This is a genomic window from Thermanaeromonas sp. DSM 22490 (genome assembly GCF_056378755.1).
Genome location: NZ_JBJHHE010000024.1, coordinates 18,457 through 31,860, shown reverse-complemented (window position 1 = coordinate 31,860; position 13,404 = coordinate 18,457). Strand labels below are relative to the sequence as shown.

Below are 13,404 nucleotides of genomic sequence, written 5' to 3'. Positions count from 1 at the left end.
AGTAGATGTCATTACTATTTTCGATGTCGATATGCTAATACCTGCTAATTAAAATGAGTTTTTCACAACGCTTCTAAATATAAAAAGGCTAAGTGTACCTCAAGATGCGGGTAGCGTTCTTTTAGGACCTGGGCGGCCTCCTGCATGTCTTGATGCTGGCGATTGAGCTGCTCAACTACAGGTAATTCTCCCAGACCGTAGGCGCCGCAGTCTTCGTGGTGGATAATATAAACTTCTTTAATCTGGTGGAGCCTAATGGAATCCTCTACTAGGGATAATTTGCCTCCTGGCAGGAAATTGCGGCTGGCGCCAGGAAGGGCTATATAGTCATAGTTACCTTGTAAGCCTTTGGCCTTCAGCCATTTAGCCACAGGGTGTTGGATCCGGAAATCCATACAAGTTAAAATACAAGCCTGGCAGTGGGCCACTTAGTATACACCTCCTGGTAATAATTATAAATCTTGGCTCTCACATTGGCTATACTTTAAGGAGACGAACAAGGAAATTTAAGGGGTTAGAATAAAAAATGACCCTCTTAAAATTGGTTATAATGACGAATAAATTAATAGAAACTTTTAAGGAATGGGGGGGTCAATATGAAACGAGGCAAGAAATACTTATCGTTGGTGCTGGCTGTTATGTTTATTTTGGCGTTGGCATTCCCTGCCTGGGCAGCACCGGTTAATCCCGGAGGACAGGAGGAGCAGTACTTGAGCCAGGAACAGCTACAATCTCACGAGCAAGAGCAAGAGCAAGAACAAGAACAGGAACAAGAGCGGGAGGGGACAAAGGCATATAAGAAATCCTGGAAATACAAGGAACAGCACGAAAGTGTAACAGGGAAAGTGTATAAGGGGATAGAAAACGCACTCCAGCATGTGAAAAATCCGGTGGCTAGGGCTGCTCTGCAGGCTATTTTGGAGGGAAGAAGCGTAGCAGAAGCGGTCTATGAGGCTAAACAACAGCTTTCCCAGTGGAAAGATCCTGAAGAAATTGGTGAAGTGGCGGAGCAGTTAGAAAATACTTTAGAAGAAGATACAACTCTGGATGATCTTGGCCGGGCGCGGTTAAAGAAACATTTGGTAGACATGTATTTCAAAGCAGGTAAAGCCCACAAGGCACGGGAGTTGCTGGAAGGTATTTTGGAAAAAATAGCTGATGATGAGGAGGCTTACCAGCAACTGGATAAAGCTTATGCTGCTACGGGAGATTTCAAAGTAAAGGTGTTTTTCCGTGGTAAACCAGTGGTTTTTGATGTAGCTCCCAGGGTAGAAAATGGCCGTGTCCTGGTGCCCATAAGGAAGTTAGCTGAAAGCCTGAACGCCAATGTTTCCTACGATAATGGAGTGATATCTATCCAAAACAAGGGCGTTGATATCAAGCTAATAATAGGTAGCCAGGAAGCTTTAGTCAATGGTGTGCGGATTACTTTAGATGTACCTGCCCGGGTAGAGGATGGCCGTACTTTGGTACCTTTGCGGTTTGTTAGCGAGAACCTGAAGGCTGATGTAAAGTATTACGGTGATAGTAACTTGATAGTAGTGAATGATCAATAGGTAAAGGTATAGCCTGGAGCCCCGCTTACAAAGGCGGGGCTCTCTTATATTGGTACCTGCAGCTAAAAGAGACCGGCGGGTTCAAATCTTGCTGCCGCTTTCCAGGAGGGCGTCGGCAGCGGAAGGGAAAGGGATAAAGATTACGAGGGGCTCTGGAAAAAAACTTAGGAGTTTGCTACACTAATCACGGCTGTATTGTAAATTTACCCTGCGGAGGGCCCGGATTGAAGGCAGCGGAAAGAAGGGAAAGGATACTGGATATTTTGCGCGGGGGAGAGCCCGTGACAGGCTCCGAGCTGGCCCGGCAGCTGGGGGTAAGCCGGCAAGTAATAGTCCAGGACGTGGCCATCTTGAGGGCCGGGGGTAGCGCTATTCTGGCTACTCCTCAGGGTTATCTTTTGCCTTCTTTCGAGGAGGGTCCGAGGAGAACCTTTGCTTGCCGGCACGACTTGCGGGGATTAGAAGAAGAACTCCTCATTATAGTGGATAACGGAGGCAAAGTAATAGATGTGGTAGTGGAGCACCCCCTCTACGGCGAACTCCGGGGATACCTTATGCTCGCTTCCCGCCGGGAGGTATACGAATTTATAAGTAAACTTAAAAATAGCGGGGCCAAGCCCCTGTATACTTTGACTGATAATGGGGTGCATCTGCACACAGTAGTAGCTGCTAGTGAGGCAGTTCTGGAAACCATTGAGCAGGGGCTGGCAGAGGCGGGGATACTTCTAAAATAAAATCAAAGAGTGGAGAAAAGGTTGACGAGCTGCGGGGGCAGCTTTATAATTGGCTTGAATATGTCAAGACAGCTGTTATGACTTTGTGATTTAAGGAAAGGAGGAGAACGATGGAGGCGCTGGTAAAAGAGATAGAGGAGCTAAAAAGGGAGCGGCGGGCGGTTATCCTGGCGCATAATTACCAGCAGGATGCTGTCCAGAATATTGCAGACTTTGTAGGAGATTCCCTGGCTTTAAGCCGCTACGCGGCTGCTAGCAAGGCCGAGGTAATAGTTCTGGCTGGAGTGCGCTTTATGGCCGAAAGTGCCAGTATCCTGGCACCGGAGAAGACGGTTCTCCTGCCGGATATTTTTGCTGGGTGCCCTCTGGCGGACAGTATTGATGTGGATAGTTTACGGCGGGAAAAGGCCAGATATCCTGATGCCGCCGTGGTGTGTTACGTCAATTCCCCGGCAGCGGTCAAGGCGGAAAGCGATATCTGCTGTACTTCCAGTAATGCTGTGGAAGTAGTACGGTCCTTGCCCCACCGCCGCATTCTCTTTGTACCTGACCGCAATTTGGCGAGCTTTGTAGCGCGGTTCACGGATAAAGAAATTATCCCTTGGAATGGCCTTTGCATTACCCATTACAGGGTGACCCTGGAGGAGCTTGAAGAGGCCAAAGCAGCTCACCCCCGGGCGAAGATCCTGGTTCACCCCGAGTGCCGGCCGGAAGTGGTGGAGGCTGCTGATTTTGTGGGGAGTACGGGGGCTATCCTTAAGTTTGCCCGGGAAAGCGAGGCTGAAGAGTTTTTAATCGGAACAGAAATGGGTATCATTCACCGGCTGGAGTTAGAGAATCCAGGTAAAAAGTTTTATCTCCTGTCGCCGGGTCTAATCTGCCCTAATATGAAGCTAACTACCTTAGCTAAGATAGCTAAGTGCTTAAAAGAGATGCGGCCCGTGATACAAGTACCGGAAGAGATACGTGTTCGGGCCTATCAAGCTCTGGAGCGCATGTTGAAAGTGGCGTGAAAAAATGAAGCCGGTGCCCCGCTATTTGGTAAACTTTAATTTATCCCGCTTGCTCACAGAAAAAACGGACATTTTAATTATAGGGAGCGGTATCGCTGGCCTATTCACAGCCCTGAAGTTAGCCGGACGTTACAGGGTGACGCTGGTAACCAAGGAGGACCCGGAGGAATGCTCCACCGACCTGGCCCAGGGCGGTATTGCCGCTGTGATGGATGAGGCTGATTCCGTGGAGCTGCATGTTAAAGACACCCTGGCGGCCGGAGCGGGCCTTAGCGACCCTGAGGCCGTTAGAGTTTTGGTAGAAGAGGGGCCAGAGCGGATACGGGATCTCATGGAGTGGGGTATTGCTTTCGACCGGGAAGGAGGCCGGCTGGCCTTAGGAAGGGAAGGGGCCCATAGCCGCCGGCGCATTCTCCATGCCGGCGGTGATGCTACCGGCGCAGTTATATGGCAGGGCTTGGCTGCCAGGGCGGCGGTGGAAAAGAATATCCACCTGCTGCCCCAAACCATGGCCCTGGATCTCCTGGTAGACGAGGGGCGCTGCCACGGGGCTCTGGTGGTATTACCGGATGGGTCGTTGCGGGCCATTTTGGCGGCGGCTACGGTACTGGCCAGCGGGGGTGCCGGGCAGCTTTACCCTGTAACTACCAACCCGGTGGTGGCCACAGGCGATGGCGTGGCTATGGCTTACCGGGCCGGAGCCGAGGTCATGGATCTGGAATTTTACCAGTTTCACCCTACAGCCCTGGTCCATCCGGCTGCTCCGGGTTTCTTAATTACCGAGGCCGTGCGCGGAGAAGGTGCTATATTGCGCAATAAAGCCGGGGAGAGATTTATGCCCCGATACCATCCTTTGGCAGAGCTGGCACCCCGGGATGTGGTGGCCAGGGCTATTGCCCGGGAGATGGCTTCCTCGGGAACGGAAAGTGTCTTCCTGGACCTCACCCATTTAGACTCCGAGTGGTTAGAGCGACGTTTTCCTACTATTATCACTGTCTGCCGTAAACTGGGTCTGGAACCCCAGCGGGACTGGGTGCCAGTAGCACCGGCAGCCCATTATCTTATGGGCGGCGTGCGTACCGACCTTAACGGCCGGACGAACCTGGAAGGCCTCTATGCCGGCGGAGAAGTGGCCTGTACCGGAGTGCACGGGGCTAATCGTCTGGCCAGTAATTCCCTGCTGGAAGGAGTAGTGTTTGGAGAGCGGATAGCTAGGGATATCTTAAGCCGGGATTTAAGGAGATTTAGTTGCCCCTGGTTAGAATATAGGGAGTTGCAGGAGGAAGCCAGCCCGGCGGAGGAAGGAGTAGTAGCGGCTGTGCAGCAGATTATGCAGAGCCGGGTAGGTTTAATACGGGAAGGTACGGGCTTAAAGAAGGCAGCTTCTGCCCTGGAACATTTTTGGCCACTGCTACACTGTGGAGCTCGGGGACGACGGGCGGCCGAGGTTCGCAATATGTTGCTAGTAGCGCGTCTTATGGTAGAAGCGGCTATCTGGCGCCGGGAGAGCCGGGGTGCCCATTATCGTGCGGATTATCCGGCACCTGATCCTGCCTATAAGAAGCGCCTGGTGCTGGCTAGGGGAGAAGAACCCCGGGAAATTCCTGTGCCAGCAGGAGAGGCACCGCTATTCAGGAATTGAAACATTACCTGTTTTACGTTATCTGGGGGAGGTTTCCGCCATGCTCAATATGCTGGTAGTTGGCGATATCGTCCAAAGAGCCCTGGAGGAGGATCTGGGGGCCGGAGATGTGACCAGTGCTCCCCTGTTCAGCCCCCAGGATATGGGTCGGGGGGAAATTGTAGCCCGGCAGAAAGGAATTATAGCTGGGCTACCGGTGGCTGAGCTCACCTTCAAGCTGGCTCCTCCCGGTTGTACCCTTACCCCCTTGGTGAGGGAGGGCAGCCGTATTGAAGCCGGACAGGTAGTAGCTCGTGTGGAGGGGCCCTTGCTGGCCATTTTAGGAGGCGAGAGGGTAGCCCTGAATTTCCTCCAGCGCCTATCGGGCATTGCCACTTTAACTGCCCGTTATGTGGAACGGGTTAAACCTTATAAAGCTCGGATTTGCGATACCCGCAAAACTGTCCCGGGTTTGCGGCTGTTGGATAAATACGCTGTGCGCCTGGGCGGCGGCGTTAATCACCGGTGGAATTTGGGGGATGCTGTCTTGCTTAAGGATAACCACATTAAAGCGGCTGGTGGTATTGCCCGGGCAGTGGAGAAGGTGCGCCGGGTTATACCCCTTACGACCAAAATAGAAGTGGAAGTGGAAAGTCTGGACCAGGTGGCCGAAGCCTTACAGGCTCAGGTTGACATAATAATGCTGGATAATATGTCTCTGGAAGCAATGAGGGAAGCGGTAGCTATGATTAACGGGAGGGCCTTGGTGGAAGCTTCGGGAGGTATTACCCTGGAGCAGGTAGCAGACGTAGCAGCCACTGGTGTGGACTTTATTTCCATTGGGGCTTTAACCCATAGTGTCCCTGCCCTGGATTTGAGCTTGGAGCTGGTATAAGGTATATGTATATTTTTTGAATGAGGTTTAATTTTATGCTTATACTTTTTCATATAGGAGGAACCTATCAAAAAATGGCGAAATAATTTAGATGGCCAGACCAGAAAAATTTAAACATAAACATAGAGGAGGTTTGGTAATTAATGCCTTGGGATCCTACTAAATTGGCAGACTGGCAGATTTCCCTGGAAGCAGAAAAAAATATGCCCAAGCCTGAAGAAGTGCCGGACAAATTGGGCCTTAAGAAGGATGAAGTCATTCCCTACGGCAGGCTTTGCAGGCTGGACTACATGAAGATCTTGGAGCGGCTTAAGGATAGACCTGATGGAAAATACATCGAAATCACCGCTGTTACTCCTACCCCCCTGGGCGAAGGCAAGACTACTACAACCTTGGGTCTCATTGAGGGTCTGGCTAAGCGCGGTAAAAACGTGGGCGGCTGCATCCGCCAACCTTCCAGTGCTCCTACCTTTAATATCAAGGGCACGGCGGCTGGTGGTGGAAACGCCCTCCTGATACCCATGACCGAGTTCTCCTTGGGGCTTACGGGTGATATCAACAATATTACCAACGCCCACAACCTGATGATGGTAGCCTTAACCGCCCGTATGCAGCACGAAGCCAATTATACCGATGAGGAGCTGGCCAAGCGGGGCTTACGCCGCCTTAATATCCATCCTAAAAAAATTGAGCAGAGGTGGGTGATGGACCTCGGCGCCCAAGCCCTCCGCAACATAGTTATTGGCCTAGGTACGGAAATGGACGGCTTTACCATGCAGTCTGGATTTATGGTGAGTGTGGCTTCGGAACTTATGGCCATACTCGCTATGGTGAGGGACCTGAAGGAGTTACGCGAAAGCTTAGGCAGGATTATCGTAGCCTATGACAGGCAGAACAACCCCATTACGACTGAAGATCTCGAGGTTGCCGGGGCCATGTGCGCCATTATGCGGGAGTCTCTGAACCCGACCCTTTGCTGGACGGCAGAATATCAGCCGGTAATGGTACATGCAGGTCCTTTTGCTAATATAGCTGTCGGCCAGTCCTCGGTCATTGGAGACCGTATTGGACTTAAGATGTTCGATTATCATTGTACAGAGAGCGGCTTCGGAGCTGATATTGGTTTCGAAAAATTTGTTAACGTAAAGTGCCGCCACAGCGGCCTCAAGCCTAACGTCTCGGTAATCGTAACCACCGTCAGGAGCATGAAGATGCACGGCGGTGGACCGCCCGTGGTTCCCGGCCGGCCGCTGGATGAAGCCTACACCAAGGAGAACCTGGAACTTCTGGAAAAAGGCATCGAAAACTTACTACATCACATCGGTATTGTGAAGAAATCCGGTATCAAGCCGGTTGTCTGTGTCAACAGTTTCCCCACTGATACTGAAGAGGAGCATAAACTTGTAAGGCGCTATGTCGAACAGGCCGGCGCTCGCTGCGCCATTAGCAACCATTGGCGCTATGGCGGAGATGGGGCTCTGGAGCTGGCCGATGCGGTTATCGACGCCTGCCAGGAAGAAGTGGACTTCAAATTCTTCTATCCCATGGAAATGCCTTTCATGGAGCGCGTAGAATTAATTGCCAGGGAAGTGTACGGCGCCGATGGTGTGCAGTGGCTGCCGGCAGCCAAAGCTAAGGCCAAGATGCTCCAAGAGAAGTATCCCGACTTCTATACTATGATGGCTAAGACCCATTTAAGCCTCAGCGATGACCCGAACCTTAAAGGCGTGCCTAAGGGCTGGTCTCTCACCGTCCGGGACGTGCTGGTATTTGCGGGCGCTAAATTCCTGGTTCCTGTATGCGGAGAAATTAGGTTAGTTCCCGGGACTTCTTCGGACCCGGCCTTCAGAAGGATCGACGTGGATGTGGAGACCGGGGTGGTCAAGGGACTGTTCTAAGCCGGAGGTCCTTTAAGAGCACGGGCGGCGGGGACCTCAGTGTTGCCGGTATAATGGCTAAGAAAAATATTTTAGGGGCGGTGGTCAGGAAAATGCCTGCCACCGTTCCTTATTTAACACAAGTTTAATGTATCTCTAACCTGTTCTTAATGGCACTGCTTTATACTAACATAAGGAGTAGTATACCTAAAATTAAAAACCAAAATATGCTAACAAGAGGGTAGAAAGGAAAAATGGAGAGGCCGAAAATTAAAGTTAAGAATTTGAATTTTTATTACGGTAAAACCCGAGCGCTCAAAGATATAAATTTGACCATCCACGAAAACCGTATTACGGCCCTCATTGGTCCTTCCGGTTGCGGTAAATCTACTTTTTTGCGCACTTTGAATAGGTTAAACGATTTGATAGAAAATAGCCATCTTTCCGGCGAGGTCCTGTTGGACGAGAAAAATATTTACGATCCCGATGTAGATGTTATCTCTTTGCGCAAAAGGGTAGGTATGGTTTTTCAAAGGCCTAATCCTTTTCCCATGTCTATCTACGATAATGTAGCTTATGGTCCTCGTGTCCATGGTATAAAGAAGAAAAAACAGTTGGACGAAATTGTGGAAAGAAGTCTAAAAGCCGCTGCCCTGTGGAATGAGGTGGCCGATAGGCTAAAGCAGTCGGCCTTAAGTCTTTCCGGCGGCCAGCAGCAGCGGCTATGCATTGCCCGGTGTTTAGCGGTAGAGCCGGAAGTAATTCTTATGGATGAGCCCTCTTCGGCTCTGGACCCTGCTTCGACTCTTAAAATAGAAGAACTGGTACTTTCCCTTAAAGAAAAGTACACCATTGTTATCGATACCCACAAAATGCAGCAGGCTGCCCGGGTTTCCGATATTACGGCTTTCTTTTTGAACGGGGAAATAGTGGAGTGTGACGATACAGCCATTATCTTTACCAAGCCGCGTGACCAGAGGACGGAGGATTACATCACAGGCCGCTTCGGCTAAAAAGGGTGCTATTTTAGCAGTATACAATATTCATAAAAGAGCAACCGTGACAGACTAGGATGAGGTGATATAATATGGATTATAATAATGTTGAAGAAAATATAAGGGGAGAACCGGTTATGGCAGCTCTTACCCGGCAGGGTTTTCACCAGTCCCTGGAAAGTTTACAACAGGAAATCTTGCGAATGGGCAGCATTGTGGAGCAGGTGATAGCCAAAGCAGTAGAAAGCCTAGCCAAGCTGGATGCCAAAATAGCCAATGAGGTTATAGAGGGGGATAAAGTAGTTGATGAGCTGGAACTGCAGATCGAAAATCAATGTTTGAGACTCATTGCTACCCAGCAACCCATGGCCAAAGACTTAAGGAAAATTGCGGCCGGTTTTAAGATTATCACTGACCTGGAGCGGATAGCGGACTATTCAGTAGATATAGCCCGGGTGGCCAACCGCATTATTGCCACGGGTCAACCCCTGATTAAACCCCTGATCGATATCCCGCGTATGGCCGAGCTGGCTCAAAATATGGTCAAACAGGCCCTGGACGCTTACGTTCACGGCGATGTAGGTCTGGCTTATGCGGTGGCCGAAGCTGACGATCAAGTAGACCACCTGCATAATCAAATTTTCCGGGAACTCCTGGTCTTTATGATGGAAGACCCCAAGACCATTACCCAGGCTACCTATCTGCTTTTCGTGAGCCGTTACCTGGAGCGCATTGCCGACCACGCCACGAATATCGCGGAAGAAGCTATTTATCTAGAAACCGGCGAGAGAAAGGAATTAAATGATTAAAGCGGGTAAAACCCCGCTTTTTTAATATCTTAATTTCGGGCCAGAAGTTCAGGTGGCAGCATTTTTTGGGCCTGGACTAAAAAAGCATTAAGCAAAGCAATTCCTACTACCAGGGCGCCGACCAGGCCAAAGAGGGAAGAAGCGCCCAAGTTTACAGACATACCAAAGGCCGGAGGACCCAGGGCTACGCCCAAAAAGCGCATGGAGCCGTATAAGCAGGTGATACCCCCTCGCTCGGAAGCGGAGGCAGCGCTGGTAATCAGGGTATTTACAGCAGGCAAAACGGCTCCAGTGCCCAGGCCTAGAATAATTAGCGCCAGAAAATAGATATAGATATTGGGCCGGAAGGCCATAATAAAAAGGGCACCGCCCACTAAACTTAAACCCGCAATTATGATTACTTTAAGGATGTGACCGGCTTTTTTTTGGAGGTAACTACCCGAAAGGTAGGAAGTTAAAGCCATGGTTCCCACCGGAATGGCGATGAGAAGGCCCACTTTTAAGCCTTCAAAACCGTAGCTTGCTTCCAGAAAGTCAGCTGCCAGGCTTAAAACTCCAAACAAAATAAAAAGGACTATCATGCCAGCCAAAAAACAGGCCAAAAGGCCCCAACCCTTTTCTTTGAAAATCTCTTTTAGGCTTAAAAAATAACTGGTTATTGTTTTGTGTTCGCCTTTACCCTGTTGGGGTTCATGCACAGCCAGCCATACAGCTAGCCCTATGGGGATGGCTAACAGGCCGTAAGCATAAAAAGGCGTGTACCAGCTAATAAGTCCCAGGAGAGCGCCGGCGATGGGACTTATTACTTTCCCTAGCCCGTTAGATGCTTCTAACAGCCCTAAGGCTTTAGCCCGTTCCTTGCTCTGGAAGATATCCCCCACTAGGGCCATGGCCAGCTGGTAGGTTCCCCCTGCACCTATACCTTGGAGTATTCTGCTGCCCAGGATCAAATAATAAGGGTGAGCAAGGAAAGAAGCGGCTGCCCCGGCCAGTAACCCCCCAATACCGTAAAGGATTAAGGCGGGAGACATGATGGTTTTGCGGCCAAAGCGATCGGATAAGAAACCGGCAAAGGGGATGGTAAGTCCTGCCGGCAGGGAAAACGCGGTGATGAAAAGGCTCACTTGAAATAAACTTACATCCATAGCCTCTTTCATTTTAGGCAGCAGGGGCACCAGCATGGAATTGCCCAACACCATAATGAAGGGAACTGCGCACAAGATAGCAAAAGGAAGCCACATGGAAGCTTGCAATTCTTATCACCTCTGATGCTTCTATTTTGTCCCAACCCGAGCTGAAACATTTACGGGAGGAACTGCCATGTTTTTCATTCTGGGATAAACCTTATAATCCTTGTTTCCCTTTGTCGCCTTCCGGAATAAAGTAAACAGGAGAGCAAAATACTAAGAGCCATTATGGGGAGGCGACAGTCAAAATGCCAAAAGGGGATATTAAAAGTGGTAGCTGGCAAGACCTTTTAGATTTCCCACTCCAGGGGCGCCAGCAGAAGCCGCGCCATAAAGGTCTCACCATGGTAATAGATAAAGGGATGGGGCTTACCCAACTCCACGATTTGCTTGGTGTGGCGGCGCCATATATTGACTTTATTAAGCTGGGCTTTGGCACTTCTGTGTTTTATCCGGCTGAAATCCTAAAGGAAAAAATTCGCCTGGTGCGGTCCTACGGTATTGATATTTTTCCCGGAGGGACTTTCCTGGAAGTTGCCGTGCTCCAGGGTAAGCTGGAACTTTACTTGCAGACGGCTAAGGACATGGGCTATACCTTTGTGGAAGTTTCTGATGGCACTATACCTATGAGCCAGGAACTGCGCAAGTATGCCATCCACCGGGCTCAAGAGTTAGGTTTGGGTGTAGTAAGTGAAGTAGGCAAAAAGGATCCCAGGGATCGGGTGGAGGATACAGCTATTTTAGCTCAGATCCGCCAGGATCTCCAGGACGGCGTCTATAAAGTAATTGTAGAGGGTCGGGAATCAGGGAAAGGGGTTGTTATTTTCGATGATAGTGGGGCTATTAAAAGACAAGAGCTAGAAGCTATGGCGGCGGGTATTGAACGCCTGGACGATATTATCTGGGAAGCGCCTCTCAAGCAACAGCAGCAGGAGCTGATCTTGCGCTTTGGCCCCAATGTCAACCTGGGTAATGTTCAACCCCAAGATGTGCTGGCCCTGGAGGCTTTAAGGGTAGGATTGCGAGGCGACACCTTGAGGGCCACTTTGAAAGCTGCAATTTTGTAGGACTTTGGCAGGAATCGAGGAGTGGAGCGGAGAATTAAATGTAATCTCGGGGCCTGCTCCCCAGGACCGCAGGCCCCGGCCTAAAAAGAATGCTTCGGCGCAAAATTTTAAGACAAGTAGCAGCCCGGGCTTGTGGAGGGGTTAGTTTGGAACTCGAAGTTTTTTGCACTATTAACAGTGCTACTGATGAGGGGTTAAGCGGTAAAGTTGCCATCATTGTAGATACCCTGCGGGCTACTACCACCATTGCTACTGCCCTGGAAGCAGGTTGCTTGGAGGTTATACCGGTGCTTACCCCGGAAGAAGCCATTGAAATGAGGGAACGGCTAGGAGATGAACGAGTACTTCTAGGCGGGGAACGGGGAGCTGTAAAAATCCCGGGTTTTGATCTGGGCAACTCTCCTCTGGAATATACCCCGGAAGTGGTGCAGGGTAGAAGGATAATCATTACCACCACCAACGGTACCCGGGCCATTAAAAGAGCAGCTATGGCTCGGTTACCCCTTTTAGCCGCGCTGGTCAACGCTCCTGCTGCGGCAGCCGCAGCTGCTGAAGCAGGGGGAGATGTGACCATCCTCTGTGCTGGTACTAAAGACCGCTTTTCTCTAGAAGATTTTTTAACTGCCGGCCTGTTAGTAAGCGAACTACAGAAAAGAGCCGATTATATCCTGCGAGACGGTGCCTGGGCTGCCCGCGAACTTTATTGTATTTACAAAGACAACCTGCCGCAGGTTTTAAAAAATAGCCTCCACGGGAGGCAATTGTTGGAGCTGGGCTTTGAAGCCGATCTAGATTACAGTACCCAGATAGGGCTATTGACTGCTGTTCCTGTTTATAACGGCGGACTGATAAAAAAATATGGGTAACACCAAAGGATATATCTCTCTCTTGGACTATTTAGGCAGCAGGTAAGCATATAATGCATTGAAATATATTAAAGGAGACGTCGTATGAACACGTCGACCTTGATCCTGCTGCTCGTTATGGTTTTGGGTATAATGGGTCGCTCCAACGTTATTGCGGCTGCTGCAGCTATTTTGCTGCTTTTACAGTTTACCAACTTTCAGCGCTTTTTTCCTGTGCTGGAGCGCCGGGCGCTGGAGGCCGGTCTTATTTGTCTGGTGATCTCCGTCTTAATACCCTTTGGCTCCGGCCGGGTGCCGCCGGCCGAGATATTGCGCTCCTTCATCAGCCTAAGCGGTATTATTGCTGTTGTGAGCGGCGTAATTGCTACCCATCTGAATTATCAGGGCTTGGAGTTACTTCAGCGCTACCCCCACATGATGATAGGTATGGTTTTGGGCTCCATTATCGGTGTGGCTTTTTTTGGTGGTATTCCGGTAGGCCCGCTGATGGCAGGAGGCATTGCTGCCCTGCTGGTACAGCTGGTTGCCTTTTTGAAGTAAATACATAGTCCTGAAAGAACAGGGAAATACTAAAAAGCAAGAAATACTGCTTGTTGTAGCATAGGGGGTGGCCCTACTGTATAACCGTATAGATCCGCCCGATTGGCCCCGGGAAACTCCCCAGCCGGCTACCACTCCCCACCCCAGAACGGCACCACCAGAATTCCCGGAACAGATAGAAGAGCCCGTAGAAAATCCCCACCGCGGGGATTTTCTTGTTATAATAAAGGTAAGTTAACCAGGA

14 protein-coding genes are annotated in these 13,404 nt (G+C 50.2%); 12 read left to right on the top strand and 2 right to left on the bottom strand.

The genetic code is table 11. From position 1 onward, the window contains the following. Positions 1–62: 62 nt before the first annotated feature. Positions 63–428 (bottom strand): carbonic anhydrase, encoded by a 366-nt coding sequence (locus tag AC1BI1_RS12810; protein ID WP_476717698.1) that lies wholly within the window; start codon positions 426–428, stop codon positions 63–65. A 168-nt stretch (positions 429–596) separates the two neighbouring features. Here AC1BI1_RS12810 and AC1BI1_RS12805 point away from each other — a divergent pair, with 168 nt between their 5' ends. From AC1BI1_RS12805 to phoU, 8 genes are all read left to right on the top strand, one after another. Then, positions 597–1,556 carry a copper amine oxidase N-terminal domain-containing protein gene (locus AC1BI1_RS12805; protein ID WP_476717697.1) on the top strand — a complete coding sequence of 320 codons (960 nt, stop codon included), beginning with the start codon at positions 597–599 and terminating at the stop codon, positions 1,554–1,556. Positions 1,557–1,780: 224 nt separating this feature from the next. Then, positions 1,781–2,290 (top strand): 3H domain-containing protein, encoded by a 510-nt coding sequence (locus AC1BI1_RS12800; protein ID WP_476717696.1) that lies wholly within the window; start codon positions 1,781–1,783, stop codon positions 2,288–2,290. Positions 2,291–2,400: 110 nt separating this feature from the next. Beyond that, on the top strand, positions 2,401–3,303 hold the full coding sequence (gene nadA, locus AC1BI1_RS12795; RefSeq protein ID WP_476717695.1) for a quinolinate synthase NadA: 903 nt from the start codon (positions 2,401–2,403) through the stop codon (positions 3,301–3,303). Between the two features lie 4 nt (positions 3,304–3,307). Further along, on the top strand, positions 3,308–4,945 hold the full coding sequence (gene nadB / locus AC1BI1_RS12790; protein ID WP_476717694.1) for an L-aspartate oxidase: 1,638 nt from the start codon (positions 3,308–3,310) through the stop codon (positions 4,943–4,945). A gap of 40 nt (positions 4,946–4,985) precedes the next feature. Continuing rightward, positions 4,986–5,819: a carboxylating nicotinate-nucleotide diphosphorylase gene (nadC, locus tag AC1BI1_RS12785; RefSeq protein WP_476717693.1), complete on the top strand. Its 834-nt coding sequence runs from the start codon at positions 4,986–4,988 to the stop codon at positions 5,817–5,819. Positions 5,820–5,962: 143 nt separating this feature from the next. Next, a complete protein-coding gene (locus AC1BI1_RS12780; protein WP_476717692.1) occupies positions 5,963–7,717 on the top strand; it encodes a formate--tetrahydrofolate ligase in 1,755 nt (584 codons plus the stop codon). A 233-nt stretch (positions 7,718–7,950) separates the two neighbouring features. Further along, positions 7,951–8,709, top strand: a complete 759-nt coding sequence (pstB, locus tag AC1BI1_RS12775) for a phosphate ABC transporter ATP-binding protein PstB (protein ID WP_476717691.1) — start codon at positions 7,951–7,953, stop codon at positions 8,707–8,709. A 74-nt stretch (positions 8,710–8,783) separates the two neighbouring features. After that, complete coding sequence (gene phoU / locus AC1BI1_RS12770) at positions 8,784–9,500, top strand: phosphate signaling complex protein PhoU (protein WP_476717690.1); 717 nt, start codon at positions 8,784–8,786, stop codon at positions 9,498–9,500. A gap of 29 nt (positions 9,501–9,529) precedes the next feature. Here phoU and AC1BI1_RS12765 read toward each other — a convergent pair whose 3' ends face one another. Then, on the bottom strand, positions 9,530–10,753 hold the full coding sequence (locus tag AC1BI1_RS12765; RefSeq protein WP_476717689.1) for an MFS transporter: 1,224 nt from the start codon (positions 10,751–10,753) through the stop codon (positions 9,530–9,532). A gap of 182 nt (positions 10,754–10,935) precedes the next feature. Between AC1BI1_RS12765 and comA the strand changes: the two genes are divergently transcribed. From comA to AC1BI1_RS12745, 4 genes are all read left to right on the top strand, one after another. Next, positions 10,936–11,754, top strand: a complete 819-nt coding sequence (comA, locus tag AC1BI1_RS12760) for a phosphosulfolactate synthase (RefSeq protein WP_476717688.1) — start codon at positions 10,936–10,938, stop codon at positions 11,752–11,754. Between the two features lie 146 nt (positions 11,755–11,900). Further along, on the top strand, positions 11,901–12,620 hold the full coding sequence (locus AC1BI1_RS12755) for a 2-phosphosulfolactate phosphatase (RefSeq protein WP_476717687.1): 720 nt from the start codon (positions 11,901–11,903) through the stop codon (positions 12,618–12,620). An 84-nt stretch (positions 12,621–12,704) separates the two neighbouring features. After that, positions 12,705–13,160: a DUF441 domain-containing protein gene (locus tag AC1BI1_RS12750; protein WP_476717686.1), complete on the top strand. Its 456-nt coding sequence runs from the start codon at positions 12,705–12,707 to the stop codon at positions 13,158–13,160. Positions 13,161–13,227: 67 nt separating this feature from the next. Further along, positions 13,228–13,398, top strand: a complete 171-nt coding sequence (locus AC1BI1_RS12745; RefSeq protein ID WP_476717685.1) for a hypothetical protein — start codon at positions 13,228–13,230, stop codon at positions 13,396–13,398. The last annotated feature ends 6 nt before the right edge of the window (positions 13,399–13,404 follow it).

Excerpts from the sequence above, each read along its gene's own strand:
- nadB (WP_476717694.1), top strand. The coding sequence starts at position 3,308 with ATGAAGCCGGTGCCCCGCTATTTGGTAAACTTTAATTTATCCCGCTTG.
- AC1BI1_RS12805 (WP_476717697.1), top strand. The coding sequence starts at position 597 with ATGAAACGAGGCAAGAAATACTTATCGTTGGTGCTGGCTGTTATGTTT.
- nadC (WP_476717693.1), top strand. The coding sequence starts at position 4,986 with ATGCTCAATATGCTGGTAGTTGGCGATATCGTCCAAAGAGCCCTGGAG.
- comA (WP_476717688.1), top strand. The coding sequence starts at position 10,936 with ATGCCAAAAGGGGATATTAAAAGTGGTAGCTGGCAAGACCTTTTAGAT.
- AC1BI1_RS12780 (WP_476717692.1), top strand. The coding sequence starts at position 5,963 with ATGCCTTGGGATCCTACTAAATTGGCAGACTGGCAGATTTCCCTGGAA.
- AC1BI1_RS12750 (WP_476717686.1), top strand. The coding sequence starts at position 12,705 with ATGAACACGTCGACCTTGATCCTGCTGCTCGTTATGGTTTTGGGTATA.
- pstB (WP_476717691.1), top strand. The coding sequence starts at position 7,951 with ATGGAGAGGCCGAAAATTAAAGTTAAGAATTTGAATTTTTATTACGGT.
- nadA (WP_476717695.1), top strand. The coding sequence starts at position 2,401 with ATGGAGGCGCTGGTAAAAGAGATAGAGGAGCTAAAAAGGGAGCGGCGG.
- phoU (WP_476717690.1), top strand. The coding sequence starts at position 8,784 with ATGGATTATAATAATGTTGAAGAAAATATAAGGGGAGAACCGGTTATG.